This window comes from Streptomyces sp. CC228A, from assembly GCF_021390935.1.
Taxonomy (GTDB): domain Bacteria; phylum Actinomycetota; class Actinomycetes; order Streptomycetales; family Streptomycetaceae; genus Streptomyces.
The window spans coordinates 473621-497192 of the sequence record NZ_JAJPUI010000003.1; the positions used below are offsets into that span (position 1 = coordinate 473621).

Sequence of the window (23572 nt, forward strand, 5' to 3'; positions counted from 1 at the left end):
CTGACCGGCCGTCCCGCCCCTCCTGCCGGCAGCCGGCGTTCCGCAGCCGCGCCGAGTCCCCGCGAGACGGACACGCCGACCGGCGTTCCGTCTTTTCCGCCATGTCGTCACCGCGCCCCGCGCCGAGCCGAAAGAGCCAGCCTTGACCACGTACCACGTCCAGCCGCCGCAGAGCCGCCGGCAGGACGCTCCGCAGCAGAGCGCCGAAGGCGCCGTGGAGCGCCGCGGCCGCCGTGTGCTCGTCTCGAGTGTCTCCTCCGACTCCCATACCTGGAATCTCGTGTTCCTCCAACTCCTCCTGGAGGAGATGGGCCACGAGGTGACCAATATCGGTTCGTGCGTGCCCGACGAGCTGCTCGTCGAGGAATGCCGTCGGGTCCGCCCCGAACTGGTCGTCATCAGCAGCGTCAACGGCCACGGGGCGCTCGACGGCGCCCGGGCCGTCCGACGGCTGCGCGCCCAGCCGGACCTCGCCGGCATCCGGGTCGTCATCGGCGGCAAGCTCGGCGTGACCGGCGCGGAGGCGGGCACGTACGGGCCCGAGCTGCTCGCCGCCGGGTTCGACGCGGTCTTCGAGGACGCGGCGGGTGTCGCCGAGTTCCGCCGCTACCTGGCCGGTTCCGGGCCCCGCTCGCTGCCGGACGCCGACCCCGCGCCCGGCGCCGGCGGCGGGCCGGGCGTCCTCGGCGCTCCGGAGGCCGTCGGCACCTCCGGAGCCGTCGCCGTGTCGGGTGTGCGATGAGCGGCCTGGTACCGGAGTCCGCGGCGGCCGCGGACCCGTCGCATGTCCCGGCCCCCTGCACGGGCAGTGTCCCGGCAGCCGCGTCGCCCGCCGTCCCGGACGGCGTGCAGCTCGGCCCCTTCGCCTCGGCGGTCGCCGCGGCGGTGCGGGACGGGCAGCTCGTCGTCCAGCCCCGCATGGGCTTCGCCGACCTGCCGCGCATGCGGGAGGGCCTCGAAGCCGTGAGACGCGCCGACGCGCGCAGCGTCGGCACGCTGACCATCGACAGCTACACCCGCGTCAACGACAACGAGTCGGCGCGCCTCGCACTGGCCGAGGGCACCGACCTCAACGGCTACCCGATCGTCGCCCACGGCGCCGACACCACCCGCGGCCTGGTCTCCGACCTGGTCGACGGCCGTTTCGCGGTCCAGGTGCGGCACGGCTCCGCCAACCCGGTCGACATCATCCGCACCCTGCTCGACGCGGGCCTCGACGCGACCGAGGGCGGTCCCGTCTCGTACTGCCTGCCATACAGCAGAAAGCCGCTGCGGGAGTCGGTCGACGCCTGGGCGCGCAGCTGCGAGCTGCTCGCCGAGCAGCCGGGCACCCACCTGGAGAGCTTCGGCGGCTGCATGCTCGGCCAGCTGTGCCCGCCCAGCCTGCTTGTGGCGCTCTCCGTGCTGGAGGGCGTCTTCTTCAAGCAGCACGGGCTGCGCAGCGTCTCGCTCAGCTACGCCCAGCAGACCCACCGCGGCCAGGACGTGGAGGCGCTGCTGGCGCTGCGCACCCTGGCCGCGGAGCACCTGTCGGGCCTCGACTGGCACGTCGTGCTCTACACGTACATGGGCGTCTTCCCGCGCACCACGGCCGGCGCCCTGAAGCTGCTGCGGGACAGCGCGCAGCTGGCGTCGCTCACCGGCACCGAGCGGCTCATCGTCAAGACCCCGGCGGAGGCCCACCGGATCCCCACCATCCAGGACAACGTCCACGCCCTGGAGGAGGCCGCGCGCGCGGCGGCCGAGCTGCACGGCCAGCGGGCCGCGGCCGATGGGGAGTTCGGTGTCCTCGCGGAGGCGCGGGCGCTGGTCGAGGCGGTCCTGGACATCCACCCGGACACCGGGCGGGCCTTCACGGAGGCGTTCCGCCGCGGTGTCCTCGACGTCCCGTACTGCCTCCACGCGGACAACGCGCAGCGCACCCGCAGCTACATCGACGGGCGCGGGAGCCTCCAGTGGCACGCGACCGGTGGCATGCCGATCGCGGCCTCGCCCCAGCCGGGGCGCGACCGGCTCCGCGCCGACGACCTCCTGGGCATGCTGTCGCACACCCAGGAGTCCTTCGACCGGGCCGCGCTGACCTCCGGCGGCGAGCCGGGCAGGACGGCGCCCGCGCTGTCCGCCTGACCCCGCGCCACCACCGCCAAGACGACGACCGCGGCGCCGACCGGGACCCGGACCGGTGCGCGGAGCAGCACGACCACCCCGCCCAGGGCGGCGGGCCGGCCGCGACCCGAGCCGGACCCCGACCGGGGCACGCACGAGCCGCCCGGCCGCGGCCGGGCGCACCGGCCGGGACCTGCCGCGCCACCCGCCCGCGACGCCGACCCGGCCGCGGCCGGGCGCACCGGCCGGGAGACCGCCGGGCCGCCGGGCCCGCGGCTCCACCGGAGTGCGGCCGCAGCACCCGCCGGCGCTCCGGCGGCCACGGCGGCAGGCCCGCGCGGGCCGTCGGAGGCAGCCCGGACGACCCCCGTCCGGGGGCCGCTGCCCGGGGGCCGCTGTCCGAGTGGCGGCAGCCCGAGTGGCGGCAGCCCGAGTGGCGGCAGCCCGAGTGGCGGCTGTCCGGGTGGCCGGCCGGTCCGTCGGCCGTCGGTTGTCCGTCAATCGGTCGGACGTCGGTCGGTCGGACGTCAGCCGGTCGGCCGCCAGTCGGCCGGTCCGTCAGTCGGCCGCCAGCAGGCCGGTCGGTCGCCAGCCAGCCGGTCAGCCGGTCCGTCCGTCCGTCGGTCTGTCGGTCTGTCGGTCTGTCGGTCTGTCGGTCGCAGCAGTCTCCCGGCCGTGCGATGACCGCGCGGTCGCACCCCCACTCCAGTCCCGCGCCCCGACCCTCCTCGGGCGTTCCTCCTCACCACCTAGGACTTCCTGTGCAGTCACACACAGCCACATCCGATACGCGTCCTCTCGTCATCGCCGTCGTCGGCAGCGGCCCGCGCGGCATCTCCGTCCTGGAGCGGCTCGCCGTGCGGACCACCGCCGAGGCGCAGGCCGCGGCCGCCTCCGGCACCGCGCCCCGCCCGGTCCGGGTCCACCTGATCGACGCGACCGAGGTCGGCGCCGGCCGGGTGTGGCGCACCGACCAGGACGACTGGTTCACCATGAACACCGTCATCAGCCAGGTGACGATGTACTCCGGCGACCCCGACGGCGGCCCCGCCAGGCCGGGCGCCGGCCCGTCCCTCGGCCAGTGGATCGAGGAGCGCGCCCGCACCGCGGGCGAGGAGCTGCTGGGCCCCGACGACTACGCCCCGCGGGTGCGGTACGGCGAGTACCTCGTGGACGTGTACCGGACCGTCGTCGACGCCCTGCCCGGGCACGTGGAGCTGGTCCCGGTGAAGGGCCGCGTCACCGCGCTGCGGACGGGCGCCGGGAGCGGCTACCTGCTCAGCCTCGACACCGCGCCGCACCTGCTGGAAGCGGACCGGGTCGTGCTCGCCACCGGCCACCCGGTCAACGCGCCGGACCGCTTCGAGCAGGAGATGCTCGACTTCTCGACGCGGGTCCCCGGCCTGCACTACCTGTGCGGTGACTCCGCCGCCGACATGCCGCTGGACGAGGACACCATCCCGGCCGGCAGCGCGGTCGGCATCCGCGGCATCGGCCTGTCCTTCTACGACGTGATGCTGTCGCTGACCGTCGGCCGCGGCGGCACCTTCCACCCGCGCGAGGACGGCACGCTGGAGTACCGGGCGAGCGGCCGCGAGCCGCACATCGTCGCCGGGTCGCGCAGCGGGCTGCCCATCCCGGCCCGCGGCCGCAACCAGAAGGAGCCGAACTTCAGCCACAAGGCGCTCTTCCTCACGAAGGACGCCCTGGAGTCGGCGCGGGCCGCACGCCGCGCCGCGGGCGGCACCGGGCAGCTGGACTTCGCGGAGGACGTGCTGCCGCTGCTGCTGCAGGAGGTCGAGCACGTCTACTACGTCACGCACGTCCGCAACACCCGCGGGGCGCAGGCCGCCGACGCCTTCGCCGCCGAGCACGCCGAGGCGCTGCGCGCCGGGCGCGACCGCGGTGAGCTGCTGGCCTCGGCCGGCCTCGGCCACGTACCGCCCGTCGACCTCGACGCCCTGGCCCGCCCGTTCGGCGACGAGCAGTTCGGCTCGCCGGAGGAGTTCCGGGAGCGGCTGCTGAAGGTGATGGACGACGACCTGGCGGCCGCCGCGCTCGGCACCCTGGACGGCCCCCTGAAGTCCGCGCTGGACGTGCTGCGGGACATCCGCAACGTGGTGCGCCTGGCCGTCGACTTCGGCGGTCTGCTGCCCGAGTCGCACACCGGCTTCTTCCACCGGAGGTTCCTGCCGGTCAACGCCCTGCTGTCGGCCGGTCCGCCCATGTACCGGGTGGAGCAGCTGCGCGCGCTCATCGAGCAGGGCGTGGTCGAGGTGGCGGGGCCCGGCACCCGGTTCGGCACCGACGAGGAGGCCGGCGGCTTCCTCGTGGAGTCCCCGCAGGTGGCCGGCTCCGCACGGGTCGTACGGGCGCTGATCGACGCCCGGATCCCGACGCCGGACCTGCACCGCGACACCTCGCCGCTGACGCGTCAGCTGCTGGAGGAGGGCATGGTCCGCCGGTACGTGATCGAGGGCCCGGGCGGCAGCCGCTTCGTCACCGGCGGCCTGGAGGTGACGGACAGCCCGTTCCACGTGGTCGACGCCCACGGCGTGCCGCGGCCCGACCTGTACGCGCTCGGCATCCCCACCGAGCACACCCGGTGGTTCACGCAGGTCGGCAGCAGCCGCCCCGGCGTCAGCACCCTCTTCTACCGGGACGCCGACGCGATCGCGCAGGACGCGCTGCGCCCGCTGGAGGTCGTCCGGGAGAACGAGGCGGCCGTCGCCGCCGCGGCGCCCGGGGGTGCGGGATGACCCGGCCGTCGGCGACCGAGGAGTTCCGGGCGGCCCGGGACCTGCTGCTGCTGCACCGCACGGACCTGGCGAAGGCCGCGGCCGAGTTCCGCTGGCCGCGCCCCACCCACTTCAACTGGGCGCTCGACTGGTTCGACGCGGTGGCCGCCGAGCGGGGGGAGACGGCCGCGCTGCGGATCGTGGGCGGCGCCGGCCCGGACACGGACCGGGAGCTGACGTTCCGGGACCTGTCCCGGCGGTCGGCGCAGGTCGCCGCGTGGCTGCGGTCCCTGGGCGTGCGCCGGGGCGACCCGGTGCTGCTGATGCTGGGGAACCGGGCGGAGGTGTGGGAGACCATGCTCGCCGCCATCAAGCTGGGCGCGATCGTCATCCCCACCTACACGACGGCGACCCCGGCCGAGCTGGCGGACCGGCTGGACCGGGGCGACGTGCGGTACGTCGTCGCGGAGGCGGGCCTGGCGGGCCGGTTCGACGAGGCGGGCGACCCCGGGTCGCGCCGGTGGAAGGGCATCAGCGTGGGCGGTTCGCCCGAGGGCTGGCTGCCGTACGAGCTGTCCGCGGGCGTGGCGGCCGACTTCACCCCCTCCGGCCCCACGCCCGCGGACGACCCGCTGTTCCGCTACTTCACCTCGGGCACCACGTCGAAGCCGAAGATGGTGGAGCACACCCACGTCAGCTACCCGGTGGGCCACCTGTCCGGCATGTACTGGAACGGCGTCAAGCCGGGCGACGTGCACCTGAACATCTCGGCGCCGGGCTGGGCGAAGCACTCGTGGAGCTCCTTCTTCGTGCCGTGGAACGCGGAGGCGACGGTCGTCGCCCTCGACGCGGCGCGCAGTACGCCCGCGGACATCCTCGACGTGCTGCGCACCCGCGGCATCACGACGTTCTGCGCCCCGCCGACGGTGTGGCGGGGGATGGCGGCGCACGGCCTGGGCCCGCGGCCGCCCGCGCTGCGGGAGGCGGCGGCGGCCGGAGAGCCGCTGGAGGCGGCCCTGATCGAGCGGGTGGCCCGCGAGTGGGGGCTGGACCTGCGCGACGGGTACGGGCAGACGGAGACGACCGGCCAGATCGGCAACCCGCCCGGCCGCACCCCGGTGCCCGGCAGCATGGGCTTCCCGCTGCCCGGCCACACGGTCGTCCTGATCGACCCGGAGACCGGCCGTGAGGTCCCGGACGGCACGCCGGGCGAGCTCTGCCTGGATCTGGCGGACCCGCCCGTCGGGCTGATGCGCGGGTACGTCGGCGATCCGGAGCGCACCGCGAAGGCCCTGGCGAACGGCTACTACCACACCGGTGACCTGGGGGTCCGCAACCCGGACGGCTCGCTCACCTACGTGGCCCGCGCCGACGACATGTTCAAGGCGTTCGACCACCGGATCTCGCCGCGGGAGCTGGAGGACGTGGTGCTGCGGGACGAGGGGGTGGCCGACGCCGCGGTGGTGCCGGTGCCCGACCCCGTCGGCCTGTGGGCGCCGAAGGCGTACGTGGTCGCGGCACCGGGACGGCCCGGCGGAGCGGAGGCCGCGCGGCGCATCCTGGACCGGGTGCAGGCGGAACTCCCGCCGGAGAAGTGGGTGCGGGTGCTCGAGTTCGTCCCGTCCCTGCCCCGGACCACGTCGGGCAAGGTGCGCCGCGCCGAGTTGAGGGACCGCGGTGCGGACTCCGGCGGCGTGGAGTACCGCGTCGAGGCACTGCCGGAGGGCTGAGGCGGCGCGCGGGAGTAGTACGGCGACGGCCCGGGCCCGGTTTCCCACCGGACCCGGGCCGTCCGCTGCGCCCGGGCGGCCCGCCGCGCCCGAGGAGAGTGCCGAGCTCGGTGTACCGGCCTCCCCAGTACGCGGCGTCCGCACGACGGACGACGGCGCGGAGCTCTTCGACGGTGCCCGGCTCGACCTCGGCGGGGATGCCGATGGCCGCGTCATGGGTGGCTGCGGAGACCAGGCGCAACGCGGCCCGCTCGTCGCGGTCCATGGACCGCCGTGGCGCCTGCTGACCGAGGAGCACGGCGATGTCCGTGCCGAGCGCGTCGGCAATCGACAGCAGGGACGGCAGGGAAGCCGTTCCGCCGCGTTCGAGCTTCCGGACCACGCCGACGGACACACCGGCCGCCTCCGCCAACTGCTCCTGCGTCATGCCGCCGCGCAGCGCCTTCAAGCGCTCAGAGGTGGTGTACTCCGACCACTGCATGCTCCAGAACCTCCGCGTGATGGGCCCCACACGGACAGTACTGGCTGGAGCGGTGGAGCCGACAGCCTTTGATCAGACCGCAGTTGGGTTCACGCGGCGAGCACCGCTGTGACACCGAGGAGGGCCTCCAACTCGGTCACGGCCTCACCCTCGTCCGTGACGTGGACCGTGGCGATGCCCAGATCGGCGGCCGGCGGAAGGTTCACCGCGTGATCGTCCACGAACACACACCGCTCGGCGGGCAGCCCGATCCGCTCCAGGGCGAGTTCGTAGATCGCCGGATCGGGCTTCGCCATGCCGACCAGTTCGGAGACGACGTGCACGTCGAACAAGTCCCAGATGCCGACGTGTTCGTAGGGGTTGAACGGGTCGAGACCGAAGCTGTTGGACAACAGGGCAAGCCGGTGGCCGGCGGCACGCGCGGCACGCGCGAGCGCGACCATCCGGCGGGCTGCGGGCACCCCGGCCCAGGCCCGCCCCATCAGGTTCACCGGATCCACGTGCGCACCCAACAGCGCGGCCGTGCCCTCGTTCCACTGGGCCTGCCCGATCTCCCCGATCTCCAGAGCCGCGTACAGACGCCGGCCCTCAGGGTGATCGTTGAGAGTGCTGCGCCACGCGCCCGGAGCCAGCCCTTCCGACACGCACCAGGCGCGATGGACATCGATCGGGCTGGCGGTAAGCACCCCGGCGAAGTCGAGGATCAGGCCGCGCCTGTCGGCGACATCAGTCTTGTGCGGCATCCGGCGATCGTTCCTTCCCTGATGGGTTCTCTCGACGACGCTACCGCGCACGGAGGTTTGTCAGTGAAATGATCTCTGCGGGCCGGGGTGATGGCCGGTGTCACCGGCGAGCGGGTACGGCACCCGTGCCGCGGGCAGACATGAAGCCCCTGGTAGGACAGGTCTCGCGCAAGATCGTGCGTTGAACCAGAGGCTTCACGTTGGGCACCCGGATCCCACTCCCACTGCGGTGCAGGGCTCCTTGGATCCGCCACGGCTGTGCGACGGCCGGCTGCAGGATGTCGGCTGTCGCGGGAGGGCCGGCGGCCCTCCCGGTCTGCTCGGCTGCCGGTACGCGGCCCGTACAGGCAGGAAGGCGAGGCCCCGCGGTGCCCGAGGGGCATCCGCCGCCCGCCGTCCACGACGCCGCGGGTGCCGTGCGCGGCGGGCCCTCCCGTCCGGGCGGCCGCGCGGACCAGGCCCGGCTCGCAGCCGGGGCGCCGCCGGAAGTCGGGCGCCCCTCGACGCCGGGGCACCCGCCGGGGCCGGAGCACCCCGGCCCCGGCGCCCGGGCCCGGTGGGCGGTGCGGTCAGGGGCGGTGGTGGCGGGCGTAGTGGCGCTGCGCCTTCGCGCGGTTGCCGCAGCCGGCCATGGAGCACCAGCGGCGGGTGCCGTTCTTGGACACGTCGTAGAAGTGCAGGACGCATTCCGGGTTGCCGCAGGCCCGGATGCGGTCCGGGCGGTCCCCGAGCAGCCGCAGGAAGTCGGCGACCGCGATCCACGCGGGCAGCCAGGACGGGGCGTCCACCTCGACGGCCGTGGCGGGGCCCTCGGGGGTGAGCAGGTGGCGGACCCGGCCGTGCGCGAGGACGGAGTTGACGGCCTCGATCGCCTCCGGTGCGGGCAGGCCGGGGTCCGCGACCGCCTGGTCGAGCGCGGCACGAGCGCGCACCAACCGGTCCAGGGTCTCCTGATCGGCGGACACGGGCGTGTTCCCCAGCGCGTCCCGTATCTGCGGCGCGGCCAGCCAGATCGCCAGCCCTTCGGGCGACACCAGCAGGTCGTGGCGGCCGGCGCCGTCGATCCAGCGGGTGTTCAGCAGGTCGATGGCGACGGGCTCGCCGGTCAGCGGCCTCGGGTCGTTGTCGGAGGTCGTCGGCACGTTGCGGGTCCTTCCTCTAGGGGGGCTGCGGCTGCACACCACCCACGATAACCGGTCATCGCTTGATCACCGGTTGACGTATCCAGGTTCTAACCGCTAAATTCAGTTTCACCGGTTGCGAGGCGGACTCGCAACGCTGACCAAAGGCATGTGATCGACGATGAGCAAGGCCAAGAACCTGCAGACGGGGCACGTCGGGCTGAACGTCACGGACATGGACCGCTCGCTCGCCTTCTACCGCGAGGTCTTCGACTTCGAGGTCATGGGCGAAGGCAAGGAGGACGGCCGCCGGTTCGCCTTCCTGGGCCGCGAGGGCAAGCTGCTCGTGACCCTGTGGCAGCAGAGCCAGGGCACGTTCGCCGCCGACCGCCCCGGTCTGCACCACCTCTCCTTCCAGGTGGACACCATCGAGGAGGTGCGGGCCACCGAGCAGGTGCTGCGCTCGCTCGGCGCGGAGTTCGCGTACGACGGCGTCGTCCCGCACGGCGAGGGCGCCTCGTCCGGCGGCATCTTCTTCACCGACCCGGACGGCACCCGCCTGGAGGTCTACGCCCCCTCCGGCGCCGACACCGCGGAGGCCCCCACCACCGGTGCCCCCACCTGCGGCTTCTTCTAAGAGACAGACCAGTCCGCCGGGAGCCGCACCGACCCGTGCCGGGGCCCCTGCGCCGGGGCCCGGGCCGGGTCGGCAGCCCGGCGGCCGGGGCGGGACGCGCCCCGGCAGCCCGGCGGCACCTCGGACGTTCGGAAAGGACATGGCCGTGGCCACGTATCACAGCGGCGAGATCGCGGTGCAGCAGCGCGCCGGCCTCACCGAGACGGCAGGGTTCTCCCTCGGTGCCATCGGTGAGACCGTCCCGCCCATCGCGCGGGACTTCCTCGCCGAGCAACCGATGATCGTGCTGGGTGGCGCCGACGCCTCGGGGCTGATCTGGGCGACCCAGCTGACCGGTGAGCCCGGCTTCCTCCGGGTCCCGGACCCCGGCACGCTGCTGATCGACGCACTGCCGCTGCCGGAGGACCCGCTGGCCGGCGCCCTGAACGCGGCGACGCCCGGGAACCCGGCACGGATCGGGATGATCGCCATCGAGCCCGCCACGCGGCGCCGCATGCGCATGAACGGGCGGGCCCACCGCGTCGGAGACGGACTGCGCGTCGACCTCGACCAGGTCATCTCCAACTGCCCCAAGTACCTGCAGAAGCGCGACTACGAGCACGTCGGTTCCGGCGGCACCGCCCGGCGGGCCGTCACCGCCGGCGGCGAACTCACCGCCGCCCAGCAGCTGACCGTGGCCACGGCCGACACCTTCTTCGTCGCCACCGCCTCCGACCGCGGTGACGCCGACGCCTCCCACCGCGGCGGCAACCCCGGCTTCGTCAGGGTCCTCTCCCCCACCCGGCTGCGCTGGCCCGACTACATCGGCAACGCCATGTTCCTGACCCTCGGGAACCTCCAGCTCAACCCGGCCGCGGGGCTCTTCTTCCCGGACTGGGAGACCGGCTCCGTGCTCCACCTGTCCGGCACCGCGCACACGGTGTGGGACACCGAGGAGGCCGCCCGGGTGCCGGGGGCCCAGCGCCTGGTCGAGTTCTCGATCGACGCCGTACGGGAGATCTCCGCCGCCTCGCCGCTGCGCTGGTCCTCCCCCGGCTACTCGCGCTTCAACCCGCCGGCGGGCTGACGAACTCCCCTCTCCCCCACCCCTCCTCGCCCCCCTGAACCGCAACGGAGCCCGCCATGCGCATCACCGTCGACCGGAACCTCTGCGAGAGCCACGGGCAGTGCGTCTTCGCAGCGCCCGAGGTCTTCTCCTTCGACGACGACGACTACCTGATCTACGACGCCGAGCCCTCCGACGAGCTCCGCGACAAGGTCGAGAAGGCCGCCGCCGTCTGCCCGCTCCGCGCCATCGCCATCGCCCCGGCCACACCATGAGCACCCGTCACGCCATGAGCACCGGTCACGCGAACACCACGGAAAACGGCATGAGAAGCGGAAGAGGCATGGACAGCATCGTGGTCGTCGGCGCCTCGCTCGCCGGCCTGCGGGCGGCGGAGGCCCTGCGCTCCCGCGGCTTCGCCGGCACGCTGACCATCGTCGGCGACGAACCCCACCTCCCCTACGACCGGCCGCCGCTGTCCAAGCAGGTCCTCACCTCGGACGTCGAACCCGGCGTCACCGGCCTCGCCCTGCCGGACGGCCTGGACGCGGACTGGCGGCTCGGCCGGCCCGCCGTCGGCCTCGACCTGAAGGCGCGGACCGTCACCCTCGCGGACGGCGAGGACCTCCCGTACGACGGCTGGTCATCGCCACCGGGTCGGCCGCGCGCGGCTGGCCGGCCTCGCGCCCCGCGCCGCCCGCCGGCGTGGTCACCCTGCGCGGCTGGGACGACGCCGTCGCGCTGCGGGGATCGCTGGAACCGGGACGGCGGCTGGTGGTCGTCGGCGCCGGCTTCCTCGGCGGCGAGATCGCGGCCGCGGGCGTCGCCCGCGGACTCGACGTGACCCTCGTCGAAGCCGCCGACCAGCCCCTGGAGCGGGCCATCGGCGCCGAACCGGGCGCGTACATCGCGGCCCTGCACCGCGAGGCGGGCATCGACCTGCGCACCGGCACCACCGTCACCGACTTCCACGCCGCACCGGACGGCAGGCTCACCGGCGTGGTGCTGTCCGACGGCTCGACCGTCCCGGCCGACACCGCGGTCCTGGCGCTGGGCGCGGTCCCGTCGACCGGCTGGCTGGAGGGCTCCGGCCTGGCCCTGGACGGCGGCGTGCACTGCGACGCCTCCCTGCGGGCGCTGCGCACCGACGGCTCCACGGCACCGGGTGTGGTCGCCGCGGGCGATGTCGCGCGTGTGCCGCACCGGCTGGCCGACGGGCAGCCGCTGGCGCTCGGCCACTGGACGAACGCCGTGGAGCAGGGCGCCGCCGCCGCGGCCACCCTGCTGGCGGCGGAGGACCCGGAGCCGTACACCGGGGTCCCGTCCTTCTGGTCCGACCTGTACGGCGCCAGGATCCGGTCCGTGGGCCTGCCCGCCGCCGCGGACGAGGCGCGGATCGTCGAGCACGACCTGCCGGGCCGCCGGCTGGAGGTCAGCTACCACCGGTCGGGGCGGCTCGTCGGCGCCCTCACCATCGGCCGCACCGCGCGGCTCGCGTTCTACCGGAGCACCCTCCAGGAAATGACCGCCTGATGACCGGCGGGAATTCCGGAAGCGGTCGGAGCGGACCGGCACGCCCATTCTCCTGGGAAGTGCCGGACCGCTCCGCCGTGGTCCGCGAAGAATTCCCCCGGAATTCATTCTCCGCAGAACCAATGGGTCCGGCCCCCCTGCGCATGCGCCGGACGGAGGGAAGCCGGAGGGTCTTGCGCGACTGCCGGGGGCCGTTCCGCGGGTCAGCCGAAGTCGCAGTGGCGCGGGGCCTCGCGCTCGTAGCGCAGCGGGGTGCCCTCGGGCTTCATGTAGATGAGCTCCACGACGAGGGGCTCCGTGCCCTCGTTGACTCCGTTCAGCGGGACGCTGCCCTGCTTGACGAAGGAGTCGCCGGCCTTGAAGGTCTCCACGGTGCAGTGCCAGTCGGCGTTCTTGCGGGTGATCTCGCCGGACTTCACGGTGAGGACCACGATGCCGGGGTGGATGTGCCAGCCGGTCTCGCCGCCGGGCTGGATGGTCAGGGTCTGCTGGACGACGTCCGAGACGTTGTTGACCTTGATGTCGTGCGGCGCGAGGAACTTGCCCTCGAACCGGTCGACCAGGCTGGCGTCCACGGGCGGGGTGGCCGTGGCGATGCCCGCGCCGCCCATCGTCGCCGCTGCCGCGACCAGAGCCGTGATGATCTTCCCTCGACGCGACAGAGTGGTGCGCTTCATTGCATGCTCCTCGCTCGGTACGCCACCGGACGGCGGCGTTCAATTCCTTGACAGGATCGTAGGGAGCCCTTTCGGACAGCCACAAGGAAAATCCGGCGTAGCTATCCGATAGGGGAATTCGGGAAATCGAATACCATCCCAGAGCACGCGAGGCCCCGGCAAAAGGCCCCAAACAAGCGGCGCCCGGGGCGGTGTGCGGTGGTACGGGCCGGGCGGTGCGCAGCGGCGGCGGCCGACGCGGGGCGCGGATCGGCCGGAAGTGACGGTGGGCGGGCTCGCAGGGCCGGCGGCGCGTGAGGCGGCGGCGCCGACGGGGGCCGTCCCGCGGGCGAGATTCGGCCACGGCGACAACAGGAGTGGACGACCCGACTCCGGCACGGGCGCCGGGGCGCACGGGGCGCCGACCGGACCCCGCTCCCGAGGCGCCGTCAGCTGCCGTGCACGGCACCGACTCCGGTCCGCGGCGACCGCGTCGGCTCCCCCGGTAAACCCGGAACGCGATCTTCCCGTCCCTCCCTGTGGACACCGAACACCGGACGAGCGAAGGCGGCCCGCGCTGTGAGCACCACCCTTGTCATCACCAACGACTTCCCGCCCCGCCAGGGCGGCATCGAGACCTTCGTCCACGCCATGGTGACCCGCATGCCGGGCGATGTCGTCGTGTACACGTCCCGTGAGCCGGGCACGGAGGCGTACGACCGCACCCTGCCGTTCCCGGTGGTCAGGGACCCGGCGCGCACGCTGCTCCCCTCGCCGCGGGTGACCCGGCGCGCGGTCGGGCTCGTACGGGAGCACGGCTGCGACCGCGTGTGGTTCGGCGCGGCGGCGCCCCTCGCCTACATGGCGCCCGACCTGCGGCGCGCCGGTGTGCGCCGCATGGTCGCGACGACCCACGGCCACGAGATCTGGTGGGCGCGCACGCCAGGCGCGCGGCAGGTGCTGCGCCGCATAGGCGACCACGTGGACGTGGTGACGTACCTCGGGGAGTACACGCGCTCGCGGTTAGCGCCCGCTCTGGGGCCGCGGGCCCGGCTGAGCCGGCTCGCACCGGGCGTGGACGCGCGGGAGTTCCGCCCGGACGGGTCCGCCGAGCGCCGGCGCGCGGTGCGGCGGCGCCACGGCATAGGCGAGGACCGGAAGGTGGTGCTGTGTGCGGCCCGGCTGGTGCCCCGCAAGGGCCAGGACACGCTGATACGTGCCCTGCCGCGGCTGCTGCGCGAGGTCCCGGACGCCGTGCTGCTGGTGGTGGGCCGGGGCCCCGACGAGCAGCGGCTGCGGAAGCTGGCCCGCGGCTGCCCTCCCGGCACGGTCGTGTTCGCCGGGGGCAGGGACCACACGGAGATGGCGGACTACTACGCCGCCGCCGACGTCTTCGCCATGCCGTGCCGCACCCGCAAGGGCGGCCTGGAGGCGGAGGGCCTCGGCATCGTGTTCCTGGAGGCGCAGGCCAGCGGGCTGCCGGTGGTCGTGGGCGACTCGGGCGGTGCGCCCGACACCGTGCGGGGCGGGGGGAACGGCCGTGTCGTGGACGGCCGGGACGTCGCGGCGGTGGCGGACGCGGTGGGCTCGGCGCTGCGGTCACCGGACCGGGAGGCGCAGGGCGAGGCGGGACGGCGGTGGGTGGCCGAGGAGTGGTCCTGGGACTCCTCGGTCCGCCACCTCACCGACCTGCTGGCACCGGAAGGCGACCGGGGCGCGCCGCACGCGCCCGCGGGCTGACCCCCGCGGCCGTACGGACTCCGGCCCTGCGCCGGCCCACCCGGCCGCCCACCGGCAGCAGCCGGGCGGGCCGACCGGGACACGGGCCGCCCGGGACTCCCGGCCCGCCGAAGGGTCCGGACCACGGCCACCCCCCACCCGCCCCAGGCAACACCCCCATCGGCCGCCCTGCGCGGCCTCACGTGGTGGTCAGGTCGCGCAGGGCGTCCTCCACGCCCCGGTGGAAGGTCGGGTAGGCGAACATCATGTGCCGCAGCCGCTCCACCGGCACCTCCGCGTGCACGGCGACCGCGAGCCCGTACAGCACCTCACCGCCCGTCGGGCCGACCGCGGTCGCGCCCACGAGGACACCGCGCGCGGCATCCTCCACGAGCGTGACGAAGCCCTCGTTGCCCGCCTTGTGGATCCAGCCCCGCGTCGAGGACGGCACGCGGGAGCAGCCCGTGCGCACGGTGAGGCCCCGGTCGCGGGCGGCCTGCTCGGTGAGCCCGACCGCGCCGACCTCCGGGTCGGTGAAGGTGACGCGGGGCAGCGCACGGTAGTCCGCCTCCGGGCCGGCTTCGCCGAGGAGGTCGCGGACCGCGATCTCCGCCTGGTACATCGCCACGTGCGTGAACGCGCCCCGCCCGGTCACGTCCCCGACGCCCCACACCGCGTCGGCGCCGACCGCCCGCATCCTGCCGTCCACGTCGAGGGCGCGCGCCTGCGGGTCCAGGCCGACGCGGTCGAGGCCGAGCCCCCGCAGGTCGGGGCGGCGGCCGGTCGCCACGAGCAGCCGCTGCGCGGTGAGTTCCCCGCCGTCCTCCAGGGTGAGGCGGAAGGCGCCGTCCGCGTGCCGCACCCCGGCGGCCCGCGCCCCGGTCCGTACGGTGACGCCCTCCGCGCCGAGCACCTCGGCGAGCAGCCTGCCCGCCTCGGGCTCCTCGGCGGGCAGCAGTCCCGGCGCGGCCTCGACGACGGTCACGGCCGAGCCGAACCGGGCGAAGGCCTGGGCCAGTTCCACCCCGATCGCGCCGCCGCCGAGGACCAGCAGGGACGCCGGGGCCTCCTTCGCGGCGACCGCGTCGCGGTTCGTCCAGTACGGCACCGCGTCCAGGCCGGGCACCGGCGGGATCTGCGGGCGGCTGCCGGTGGCGACGACCACGCCCCTGCGGGCGGTCAGGACGCAGCCGTCCGGGCCGTCGACCTCCACCCGGCCGGGCCCGGTGAGCCGCGCGCGGCCCCGCAGGAACCGCCCGCCCCGCTCGGTGAAGCGGTGCACGGCCGCCGTGTCGTCCCAGTCGTCCGTCGCCTCGTCCCTGATCCTGGCCGCGACCGGTGCGAAGTCGGCGGTGACGTCGGCGCGTCCCGCCATGCCCGGCACCCGCCGCGCCTCGGCCAGCAGGTCCCCGGCGCGGATCATCATCTTGCTCGGGATGCACGCCCAGTACGGGCACTCCCCGCCGACCAGCTCCGCCTCCACCCCGGCGACGTCGAGCCCGGCGGCGGCCAGGCGCCCGGCGGCGTGCTCCCCGCCGACGCCCATGCCGATGACGACGACGTCCACGGCCTGCTCTTCCTGCGGTGTCCCCATGGGGGCGGCCTCCTCCTCGTCGGGTCCACTGGAGTCCCCTGCTCCGCACCATCGTCACGCGTCCGGCGCCGTCGGCACGGGGGACGCGCCCGGCACCGGCCCGCCTGGTCGGCCGGCCCGCCCGAGGCGCCCCGCCCGGCGCGGCAGGATGCCGCCAACTACCCTGTGGGCCATAGTGGTTGAGTCTCGCCACCCCGTGAACGCACCCGAGCGCGGCGGTGGGCGACCGCCGCCGCACGAGAAGGGACCCCGCACGATGAGCGAGCAGCAGGCCCCCGCGCCGGGCACGGCCCCCGAGGACCGGCGCCTCGACGAGGAGCTGCGTGCGGTGCGGGCCCGCCGCGGCGCGTACGTCCCCGCCGCCATGCTGGAGGTCATCGACCGGGCGACCGCCGACCTCGCCGCGTCGGGTCGGGCCGAGCGGGCACGGGGAGTCGGGGCGCGGGCACCGCGGTTCGCGCTGCCGTCGGCGACCGGCCGGACCGTCGCCCTGGACGACCTGCTCGCCGAGGGGCCCGTCGTCCTCACCTTCTACCGCGGCGCCTGGTGCCCCTTCTGCGTGCTCGCCCTGCGCGCGCTGCGGCGGCGGCTCCCGGAGATCACCGCGCGCGGGGCCCGGCTGGTCGCGGTCTCGCCGCAGATCCCCGACCAGTCGCTGTCCCTGGTGGAGAAGCACGCGCTGGACTTCGACGTGCTCAGCGACGTCGGCTCCGCCGTCGCCCGGAGTTACGGCCTGGACTTCCCCGTGCCCGACGCCCTCGCCAAGGTGTACGAGGGGTTCCGCTTCGAGATGGACCGGGTCAACGGCGGCCACGGCAGGACCCTGCCGCTGACCGCCACGTACGTGATCGACGCGGGCTCCACGATCCGCTGGGCGTTCGTCGACGCCGACTACACGCGGCGCGCGGAACCGGCCGACGTGCTCACGGCTCTCGACGCGCTGCGGCCGGGGTCCCGGTGACCGCTTCGGACCCGGAGGCCGCCCTGCGGCGCCCCCGCAGCCGCGCCGCCGCCACCGCCGCGGCGAGCAGCACCAGGGCGGCCGCCGCCACGGCGGGGGCGCCGACCGCGCCGAGGGCGTCCGCGACGCGGGTCTGCACCTCCCCGACCGCGGTGACCACCGGGTCGGCGCCGTCCGAGGCGCCGCGCAGCACCCGGATCTCGTACCAGCCGTAGTAGGCGACGTACGCCCCCGCGAGGAGCAGCAGGCCGCCGCCGAGGCGGGTGGCGAGCGGGCCGACCCGGCGCAGCGCGCCCACCCGGGTGGTGCGGGTGAGGGCCACGGTCAGGGCGGCCGCGCCGACGATCGCGCCCATCCCCGCCGCGTACGCCGCGAACAGCAGCGCGCCCTCGGCGACCGAGCCGCCGCGGAAGGCGGAGACGACGATGGCGAGGAACGGGGCGATGGTGCAGCCGAGCGAGGCGATCGCGTACGCCGCGCCGAACAGCGCCATCGACAGCGGTGAGCGGCCTACCTTCGGGGCCCGCCGCAGCTTCGGAAGCAGCGCCGCCGGCAGGTCGCGGCCGGCCAGCAGCCAGCCGCCCAGGGCGGCCAGGACGGCGCCGAAGACGACCGTGAACCACGGCAGGTGCTGCTGGACCTGCCCGGCGACCGGGGCGACGGCGAGGCCGAACACGGCGAAGACGGCGGTGAAGCCGAGCGTCATCGCGGCCGTGGCGGCCAGCGCGCGGCCCACGGCGGTGACCCGGCCGGGGCTGTCGTCGCCGAGGACGAGCAGCGACAGGTAGGCGGGCAGCAGGGCGAAGCCGCAGGGGTTGACCGCGGCGAGCATGCCCGCCGTGAGGGCGAGGGGCAGGTCGGCCATGTCAGCCCAGCAGTTCCCGGACCTTGTCGGCAAGGCCTTCGCCGCCGCGCAGCACGCCGGTGTGGGTGGGCCGGCCGGTGGCGTCCATGACGACATACGTGCTCTGCTGCGTGACCGCGAACTTCCGCCACACGTTGCCGGACTCGTCCGCCAGGTGCGGGAAGCCGTCCAGTCCGTTGCCGGAGACGAAGGTGCGCATGGCGTCCTTCCGGTCGAGGCCGGCCACGCCCACGACGTTGGCGCGACCCGCGTACTCGGCGGCGACCCGGGCGGTCTCCTTCGCCTGGCCCTTGCAGGTCGGGCACCAGGGGGCCCAGAACCACAGCACCGTCGGTTTGCCCGCGAGGCTGGCGCCGTCGAACGCGGCGCCGTCCAGGGTGGTCGCCGTGAACCGGAGGGTGGAGGCGAGGTCTTCGGCGCCCGGGCTCGCCGCCCCCGGGGCGGGCGACCCGCCGGCGGACGCGGACGGGGCGCCCCGGCGGGCGCCGCGGCGGACGCGGCGGGCTGCGGGGAGGAGTCCTGCGCCGGGCCGCCGGAGCCGGATCCGCCGCAGCCGGCGAGGACGACCGCCGCGAGCAGGGCGGCGGTGGCGGCGAGCGGGCGGGCGGGTCGCTGGCGGCCCATGGGGGACTCCTGACGTCGGGTGCCGGAGGACGCACCCACCGTACGGGGACGGGCGGGCCCGCCGGGAGGCCCCCCGGCCCTCAGGACCCTTACGAAATACGGACGTCGCCGCCGGCTCCGGGGCCCGGGGGCGACGCGGCGGCCCGGCGGTGCGAGGCTGGCCGCATGCAGAGTGGTCAGAGCGGGAGCAGCGGCGGCACGGGCGGGGGCGGCGCACAGCACGTCCTCGTGGTGGACGACGACCCGACGGTCTCGGAGATCGTGACGGGCTACCTGGAGCGGGCCGGTTTCGGCGTCGACCTGGCCGCGGACGGGCCGGGCGCGCTCGCGGCGGCGGGCGCCCGGTGGCCTGACCTGGTGGTGCTGGACCTGATGCTGCCCGGCATGGACGGGCTGGCGGTGTGCCGGGAGTTGCGGGCCCGGGGGCCCGTGCCGGTCATCATGCTCACGGCCCGCGCCGACGAGGAGGACCGGATCCTGGGGCTGGAGATCGGCGCCGACGACTACGTCACGAAGCCGTTCAGCCCGCGTGAGCTGGTGCTGCGCGTCGAGTCGGTGCTGCGGCGCAGCGCCCTGGCCGCCGGGCCGCGGCCCGAGCCGGTCGTGCCGCTGCGGGCGGCGGGCCTGGAGGTGGATCCCGCGGCCCGGCGTGCGACCAAGCGGGGCCGTGAACTGGCTTTGACACTGCGGGAGTTCGACCTGCTGGCGTACTTCCTGCGCCACCCGGGGCAGGTGTGCGACCGGGAGCGGCTGATGCGGGAGGTGTGGGGCTGGGACTTCGGCGACCTGTCGACGGTCACGGTCCATGTGCGGCGGCTGCGCGGCAAGATCGAGGACGATCCGGCGCGTCCGCGGCTGATCCAGACGGTGTGGGGGGCGGGCTACCGCTTCGACCCGGTGGGGCCTCAGGAGGCGGGCAGCGGTGCGTGACTTCCTGCTGATCGCGCTGTACGCGCTGGCGGGCGCCCTGGCGGCGGGCGCGCTGGGCTGGTGCGGGCTGCGGCTGACCCGGAGCCGCTCGGTGGCGGTGTCGCTGGCGGTGGTGTCGGCGGTGACGGTCACGGCGATGCTGGCGGGGACGCTGGCGGTGTGCTGGGCGATGTTCCTGTCGTCGCACGACCTGGGCGTGGTGACGACGGTGGTGGCGATGGCGGCCGCCGTGTCGCTGGCGACGTCGCTGCTGCTGGGGCGCCAGGTGGTGCGGAGGCTGCGGGGACTGGCGGTGGCGGCGCGGGAGTTCGGCGACGGCGGCACGTTCCTGGCGCCGCCGGGGCCGGCGCCCGCGGAACTGGCCGCGCTGAGCCGCGAGCTGGCGGCGACGAGCGCCCGGCTGGCCGCGTCCCGGGAACGGGAGCGCGCCCTGGAGGCGTCGCGGCGGGAGCTCGTGGCGTGGATCTCGCACGACCTGCGGACCCCGCTGGCGGGGCTGCGGGCCATGTCGGAGGCGCTGGAGGACGGGGTGGTGAAGGACCCGGCCCGCTACCACCGGCTGATGCGCACCGAGGTGGACCGGCTGAACTCCATGGTGGGCGACCTGTTCGAGCTGTCCCGGATCCACGCCGGGGCGCTCGCCCTCAGCCCGTCGCGGGTGTCGGTGTACGACCTGGTGGGCGACGCGCTGGCGGGCGCGGACCCGCTGGCGCGGGAGCGCGGGGTGCGGCTGGTGGGCGGCCGCCTGGAGGCCGTGCCGGTGGAGGTGGACGGCAAGGAGATGACCCGCGTCCTCGCGAACCTGCTGGTGAATGCGATCCGCCACACCCCGGCCGACGGGACGGTGGCGGTGGCGGCCGAGCGCGGCGACGACGGCACGGTGGTGCTGTCGGTGACGGACGGCTGCGGCGGCATCCCGGACGAGGACCTGCCGCGGGTGTTCGACACGGGGTGGCGCGGCACGGAGGCCCGCACCCCTCCGGCGGGGGCGGGCCTCGGCCTGGCGATCGTGCGCGGCATCGTGGAGGCGCACGCCGGGCACGCGCACGTACGGAACGTGGAGGGCGGCTGCCGGTTCGAGGTGACCCTTCCCGCGGCGGCCGCCGGCGCCTGACGGCGGCTCAGCCGGGCACCCCGTACAGGACGAGGTTCTCGGCGTACGCGCCCGCCTGCGGGTCGAAGTCGCCCGCGCAGGTGACGAGGGCGAGCCGGGGTCGGCCCGCCGCGCTGAACAGGTCCTGCGGCAGGTCGCCCGCCCGGTAGGTGCGGCGGGCGACGATCCGGTACGTGTGCCGGGTCCCGTCGGCGGCGGCGACGTGCGCGCGGGCCCCCATGGGCAGGGCGTGCAGTGCCTCGAAAGGCCCGGCGCCCTCCTCCGCCGAGTCGATATGCCCGGCGAGCAGCAGGGTGCCGCGCGGGTCGCCGGGGCGGGCGCCGAGCGCCCACCAGCCGACCCGGGACGGTGACGCGGGCACGTCGAGGGCGCCGTCGCGGGAGGCGGCGACCGGGTCGACGGGCAGCGTCCCCACGTGCCCCGGCACGGACAGCGCCACGGGCGGGGCGTGCGCGGACCCGGCGGGCCGCGCGGGCCCCGCAGGGGCGCTGGGCAGGGCGCCCGTGTCGGCCGGGCTGGGGGCGCCGGCCGGGAGGGCGAGGGTGAGCGCCGCCGACGCCGCGGCCGCGAGACCCGCCCAGGCGAGCAGCCGCGCCGGTCCCGGCTCGCGCCGCAGCACGCCGCCGCCGCGCCGCGCGGCGCGCCCGAGGCGGCCGGCGGCGCGCGGCCGGCCGCGCCCGGCGCTCCGCACGCGGCCCACCGGCCCGGCCCGCACGGCTGCGGCGGGACCGGTGCCCGCGCCGGGGCGGCGGCCGCCGCGGGCCCTGCGGCGGCCGCGGGCCCACCGGGCGAGGCGCGCGGCGGGCCTGCGCGCGGCCCGGTACAGGGCGCGGGCCGTGCGGCTGCGGCCGAGGCGCAGGCCCCAGCCCGCGAGCCGCACCGCGGGCACGGGCGCGTGGCTCAGGCGGCGCTCCCAGCGGGCGAGGCGGCTCCTGCGGCGGGCGGGGAGGGGACCGCGCCGGGGGCGGCGGGCCGCTCCCGCGTGCCGCCGCCGCGGGACGCCCCGGGCCGGGGTGCCTGTGGGCGCGGCCCGCGCGCAGGCGCACGGCACGGGCCAGCCGGACCGCGCCGAAGGCCAGTGCCGCGCGCCCCACCCGGCGGGCCAGGCCACTGCGGCGGGGGCGGGCGGTGTGCTGCGGTCGGCTGACGCGTACCACTGCGTGCCGCCGCTCAGCGGAGGTCGTTGCGGCGCAGCCGGGACGCCGTCCAGAAGGCGCCGCCCGCGACCAGTGCCCCGCCGAGCGCGACGGCCGGCACGGCGACGGCGGCGGGGACGCCCGCGGCGAACACGGTCGCGGCCTGCCCGCCGCTGCCGGCGTGGATGGTCCGCGCGGGGGCCGTGCCGTGGCAGGTGCCGCCCTCCACCCTCTCCAGGTGGCCGGCGACGACCGGTCGCGCGGCCTTGGCGGCGGCCGTGATCTGCCGGTTCTCGCCGCGGGCGACCTGGTGGTCGATGGCCTTGAGGGTCAGCCGGTGCACGGTGTCCTGGGTCTTCAGCCAGGCCCTGTCGTAGGCCGCGGTGCCCTTCTGCGCCATCACGTCGGCGAGCATCTGCTGCTGGTGGGCGGTGGGGGCGAGGGGCAGGTCGACGCCGAGCTTGTCGGAGAGCGCCTTCACGTCCGCGTCCAGCTTGGCGTGGTCGCGTTCCAGTTCGGCGGCCACGTCCTTGACGCAGGCCGTCGTGGCGTTCTTGCGGGCGTCCTGGCTGAGGGCGATCTCGGCCAGGTTGGCCTGGTGGGCGGCGCGCAGGAAGGCGTTGTCGGTGGGCAGCCCGCCGTCCTGGTCCGCGGCGACGGCGGGGGCGGCGGCTATGCAGGCCGCGGCGAGGGCGGCGAGCGCGGTCGCCGCGCGGCGGGAGCGGTGCGTGTGCATCACGGTGTCGTCATCCATCCATGGTGGTCGGAAGTACGGCCCCCGGGTGACGCGGGGCCACAGGACCATCCGGGCACGGCCGCCGCCGGTCCGCCATCCGCCGTAGTGCGAACGGCTCGGCGTGTCACTCCGACGGCCCTGCCCGGTGTCGCGCGGGGGCGGGGGCCGACCGGACCGGCGGATCGCGCCGGCACGGCCCGTGTACGCGAAGTGGCCGGGACTCGCCATCGACCCCGGACACCCTTGTCACCGTGTGGAGTCACGTGAGTACATGGAGTGGCGTACGTTCCGAGGGGATGGCGGGGGTGATCAGCCGTGGTGCACGTCCCGGGTGCCGTGCTCGGCCTGGCGGCTTCACATGAGGCGGCCGTGGCGCGCACGGTGCCTCCGCAGGTCCCCCGGCCACTGGGCCAGCCGGTGCGCGGCACCCGGCACGTCTGCGCGGCGCTGGCGGCCCTGACCGAGTCGGCCCGCCGCGAGCTGCTGACGTTCGACGACCCGGCGGCCGGGCTGCGCCAGCCGGTGCCGGAGCCGTTCCTGGAACTGGCCGGGGCGTGCGTGCGGACGGCGGCGGAGCGGGTCCGCACGGTGCGGCAGGTGGTGCCGCGGCACGCGCTGGGACGGGTGACGGCGGCGGACGTCGGCGTGGTGGCGCGGCTGCCCGGCCGGGCGCGGCTGACGGAGAGCATCCCCTTCAAGATGATCGTCGTGGACCGCGCGGTGGCGGCGGTCCCGCTGGACCTGGAACTGCTCTGCAACGGGCTGCTGCTGATCCGCGACCCGGTGATCGTGCAGGCACTGGTGCGGGCGCACCGCGCGTGGTGGGAGTCGGGCCAGGACGTCGGCGAGGCGGCGGCGCCGCACGCGCTGCCGCCGCGGCTGCGGCCCGTGCTGGAGGCGATGGTGGCGGGGCTCACCGACGAGACGGCCGCGGCGCGGCTCGGCATATCGGGGCGCACGTACAGCCGCCGGGTGGGCGAGCTGCTGGCCGCGCTCGGTACGACGAGCCGCTTCCGCGCCGGGGTGGAGGCGGCCCGCCGCGGCTGGGTGTGAGCGCCCGCCGCGCGCGTTCCGGCCCACCGCCTGCCGCGGCCCGCGGCCGC

At 75.8% G+C, this 23572-nt stretch carries 21 protein-coding genes and 2 pseudogenes; 14 read left to right on the forward strand and 9 right to left on the reverse strand.

What is annotated here, in order from left to right:
- Positions 1-142 precede the first annotated feature (142 nt).
- The 4 genes from L6E17_RS12015 (at position 143) to L6E17_RS12030 (ending at position 6574) form a co-directional block, all read left to right on the forward strand.
- Positions 143-742 carry a cobalamin B12-binding domain-containing protein gene (locus tag L6E17_RS12015; RefSeq protein WP_268985065.1) on the forward strand — a complete coding sequence of 200 codons (600 nt, stop codon included), beginning with the start codon at positions 143-145 and terminating at the stop codon, positions 740-742.
- Complete coding sequence (locus L6E17_RS12020; RefSeq protein WP_236240743.1) at positions 739-2127, forward strand: methylaspartate mutase; 1389 nt, start codon at positions 739-741, stop codon at positions 2125-2127. Before L6E17_RS12015 ends, L6E17_RS12020 begins: the two co-directional genes overlap by 4 nt.
- Positions 2128-2867: 740 nt before the next feature.
- A complete protein-coding gene (locus L6E17_RS12025; protein ID WP_236240744.1) occupies positions 2868-4865 on the forward strand; it encodes an FAD/NAD(P)-binding protein in 1998 nt (665 codons plus the stop codon).
- Complete coding sequence (locus L6E17_RS12030; RefSeq protein ID WP_236240745.1) at positions 4862-6574, forward strand: acyl-CoA synthetase; 1713 nt, start codon at positions 4862-4864, stop codon at positions 6572-6574. Before L6E17_RS12025 ends, L6E17_RS12030 begins: the two co-directional genes overlap by 4 nt.
- Before the next feature lie 307 nt (positions 6575-6881).
- Here the strand turns inward: L6E17_RS12030 and L6E17_RS30490 are convergent.
- The 3 genes and pseudogenes from L6E17_RS30490 to L6E17_RS12045 all read right to left on the reverse strand — a co-directional run.
- Positions 6882-7055, reverse strand: a pseudogene (locus L6E17_RS30490) (helix-turn-helix domain-containing protein); the annotation flags it as partial.
- An 89-nt stretch (positions 7056-7144) separates the two neighbouring features.
- On the reverse strand, positions 7145-7798 hold the full coding sequence (locus L6E17_RS12040; RefSeq protein ID WP_236240746.1) for an HAD-IA family hydrolase: 654 nt from the start codon (positions 7796-7798) through the stop codon (positions 7145-7147).
- Between the two features lie 569 nt (positions 7799-8367).
- Positions 8368-8940: a CGNR zinc finger domain-containing protein gene (locus tag L6E17_RS12045; RefSeq protein ID WP_236240747.1), complete on the reverse strand. Its 573-nt coding sequence runs from the start codon at positions 8938-8940 to the stop codon at positions 8368-8370.
- A 160-nt stretch (positions 8941-9100) separates the two neighbouring features.
- Between L6E17_RS12045 and L6E17_RS12050 the strand changes: the two genes are divergently transcribed.
- The 5 genes and pseudogenes from L6E17_RS12050 (at position 9101) to L6E17_RS12070 (ending at position 12134) form a co-directional block, all read left to right on the forward strand.
- The gene (locus L6E17_RS12050) at positions 9101-9556 is read left to right on the forward strand and encodes a VOC family protein (RefSeq protein ID WP_236240748.1); all 456 of its coding nucleotides are present in this window, start codon (positions 9101-9103) and stop codon (positions 9554-9556) included.
- Between the two features lie 145 nt (positions 9557-9701).
- The gene (locus L6E17_RS12055; RefSeq protein ID WP_236240749.1) at positions 9702-10622 is read left to right on the forward strand and encodes a pyridoxamine 5'-phosphate oxidase family protein; all 921 of its coding nucleotides are present in this window, start codon (positions 9702-9704) and stop codon (positions 10620-10622) included.
- A gap of 56 nt (positions 10623-10678) precedes the next feature.
- Entirely contained in the window at positions 10679-10876 is a 198-nt protein-coding gene (locus L6E17_RS12060) for a ferredoxin (protein ID WP_071267355.1), read from the forward strand.
- Between the two features lie 68 nt (positions 10877-10944).
- Positions 10945-11804: pseudogene (locus tag L6E17_RS12065) on the forward strand (NAD(P)/FAD-dependent oxidoreductase); the annotation flags it as partial.
- A 159-nt stretch (positions 11805-11963) separates the two neighbouring features.
- Complete coding sequence (locus L6E17_RS12070) at positions 11964-12134, forward strand: hypothetical protein (protein ID WP_236240897.1); 171 nt, start codon at positions 11964-11966, stop codon at positions 12132-12134.
- Positions 12135-12337: 203 nt separating this feature from the next.
- On the opposite strand, the gene L6E17_RS12075 is transcribed toward L6E17_RS12070, so the two are convergent.
- Positions 12338-12811 (reverse strand): cupin domain-containing protein, encoded by a 474-nt coding sequence (locus tag L6E17_RS12075; protein WP_236240750.1) that lies wholly within the window; start codon positions 12809-12811, stop codon positions 12338-12340.
- 558 nt (positions 12812-13369) lie between these two features.
- On the opposite strand from L6E17_RS12075, the gene L6E17_RS12080 reads away from it, so the two are divergent.
- Positions 13370-14530 (forward strand): glycosyltransferase family 4 protein, encoded by a 1161-nt coding sequence (locus L6E17_RS12080; protein WP_236240751.1) that lies wholly within the window; start codon positions 13370-13372, stop codon positions 14528-14530.
- A gap of 178 nt (positions 14531-14708) precedes the next feature.
- On the opposite strand, the gene L6E17_RS12085 is transcribed toward L6E17_RS12080, so the two are convergent.
- Positions 14709-16103, reverse strand: a complete 1395-nt coding sequence (locus tag L6E17_RS12085; RefSeq protein ID WP_236240752.1) for an NAD(P)/FAD-dependent oxidoreductase — start codon at positions 16101-16103, stop codon at positions 14709-14711.
- A 256-nt stretch (positions 16104-16359) separates the two neighbouring features.
- Here L6E17_RS12085 and L6E17_RS12090 point away from each other — a divergent pair, with 256 nt between their 5' ends.
- Positions 16360-17064 (forward strand): peroxiredoxin-like family protein, encoded by a 705-nt coding sequence (locus L6E17_RS12090; protein ID WP_236240753.1) that lies wholly within the window; start codon positions 16360-16362, stop codon positions 17062-17064.
- On the opposite strand, the gene L6E17_RS12095 is transcribed toward L6E17_RS12090, so the two are convergent.
- Together L6E17_RS12095 and L6E17_RS30955 are read right to left on the reverse strand one after the other, a co-directional pair.
- Positions 17027-17929, reverse strand: coding sequence for a cytochrome c biogenesis CcdA family protein (locus tag L6E17_RS12095; protein WP_236240754.1), 903 nt, complete (start codon positions 17927-17929; stop codon positions 17027-17029). The genes L6E17_RS12090 and L6E17_RS12095 overlap by 38 nt on opposite strands.
- A gap of 1 nt (position 17930) precedes the next feature.
- Positions 17931-18770 carry a redoxin domain-containing protein gene (locus L6E17_RS30955; protein WP_236240755.1) on the reverse strand — a complete coding sequence of 280 codons (840 nt, stop codon included), beginning with the start codon at positions 18768-18770 and terminating at the stop codon, positions 17931-17933.
- Here L6E17_RS30955 and L6E17_RS12105 point away from each other — a divergent pair.
- Positions 18719-19483 (forward strand): response regulator transcription factor, encoded by a 765-nt coding sequence (locus L6E17_RS12105; protein ID WP_236240756.1) that lies wholly within the window; start codon positions 18719-18721, stop codon positions 19481-19483. The genes L6E17_RS30955 and L6E17_RS12105 overlap by 52 nt on opposite strands.
- A complete protein-coding gene (locus L6E17_RS12110) occupies positions 19476-20597 on the forward strand; it encodes a sensor histidine kinase KdpD (RefSeq protein WP_236240757.1) in 1122 nt (373 codons plus the stop codon). The genes L6E17_RS12105 and L6E17_RS12110 overlap by 8 nt, the downstream gene beginning before the upstream one ends.
- Before the next feature lie 7 nt (positions 20598-20604).
- On the opposite strand, the gene L6E17_RS30960 is transcribed toward L6E17_RS12110, so the two are convergent.
- Together L6E17_RS30960 and L6E17_RS12120 are read right to left on the reverse strand one after the other, a co-directional pair.
- Positions 20605-21486 (reverse strand): class F sortase, encoded by an 882-nt coding sequence (locus L6E17_RS30960; protein ID WP_236240758.1) that lies wholly within the window; start codon positions 21484-21486, stop codon positions 20605-20607.
- A 281-nt stretch (positions 21487-21767) separates the two neighbouring features.
- Entirely contained in the window at positions 21768-22487 is a 720-nt protein-coding gene (locus L6E17_RS12120) for a DUF4142 domain-containing protein (RefSeq protein ID WP_268985068.1), read from the reverse strand.
- Between the two features lie 297 nt (positions 22488-22784).
- On the opposite strand from L6E17_RS12120, the gene L6E17_RS12125 reads away from it, so the two are divergent.
- Positions 22785-23522: a DNA-binding response regulator gene (locus L6E17_RS12125; RefSeq protein ID WP_236240759.1), complete on the forward strand. Its 738-nt coding sequence runs from the start codon at positions 22785-22787 to the stop codon at positions 23520-23522.
- The last annotated feature ends 50 nt before the right edge of the window (positions 23523-23572 follow it).

Bases quoted from the DNA above. Each gene is read 5' to 3' on its own strand.
- L6E17_RS12095 (WP_236240754.1), bottom strand. From the start codon at position 17,929: ATGGCCGACCTGCCCCTCGCCCTCACGGCGGGCATGCTCGCCGCGGTC.
- L6E17_RS12040 (WP_236240746.1), bottom strand. From the start codon at position 7,798: ATGCCGCACAAGACTGATGTCGCCGACAGGCGCGGCCTGATCCTCGAC.
- L6E17_RS12105 (WP_236240756.1), top strand. From the start codon at position 18,719: ATGCAGAGTGGTCAGAGCGGGAGCAGCGGCGGCACGGGCGGGGGCGGC.
- L6E17_RS12075 (WP_236240750.1), bottom strand. From the start codon at position 12,811: ATGAAGCGCACCACTCTGTCGCGTCGAGGGAAGATCATCACGGCTCTG.
- L6E17_RS12090 (WP_236240753.1), top strand. From the start codon at position 16,360: ATGAGCGAGCAGCAGGCCCCCGCGCCGGGCACGGCCCCCGAGGACCGG.
- L6E17_RS12120 (WP_268985068.1), bottom strand. From the start codon at position 22,487: ATGGATGACGACACCGTGATGCACACGCACCGCTCCCGCCGCGCGGCG.
- L6E17_RS12060 (WP_071267355.1), top strand. From the start codon at position 10,679: ATGCGCATCACCGTCGACCGGAACCTCTGCGAGAGCCACGGGCAGTGC.
- L6E17_RS12050 (WP_236240748.1), top strand. From the start codon at position 9,101: ATGAGCAAGGCCAAGAACCTGCAGACGGGGCACGTCGGGCTGAACGTC.
- L6E17_RS12030 (WP_236240745.1), top strand. From the start codon at position 4,862: ATGACCCGGCCGTCGGCGACCGAGGAGTTCCGGGCGGCCCGGGACCTG.
- L6E17_RS12020 (WP_236240743.1), top strand. From the start codon at position 739: ATGAGCGGCCTGGTACCGGAGTCCGCGGCGGCCGCGGACCCGTCGCAT.
- L6E17_RS12085 (WP_236240752.1), bottom strand. From the start codon at position 16,103: ATGGGGACACCGCAGGAAGAGCAGGCCGTGGACGTCGTCGTCATCGGC.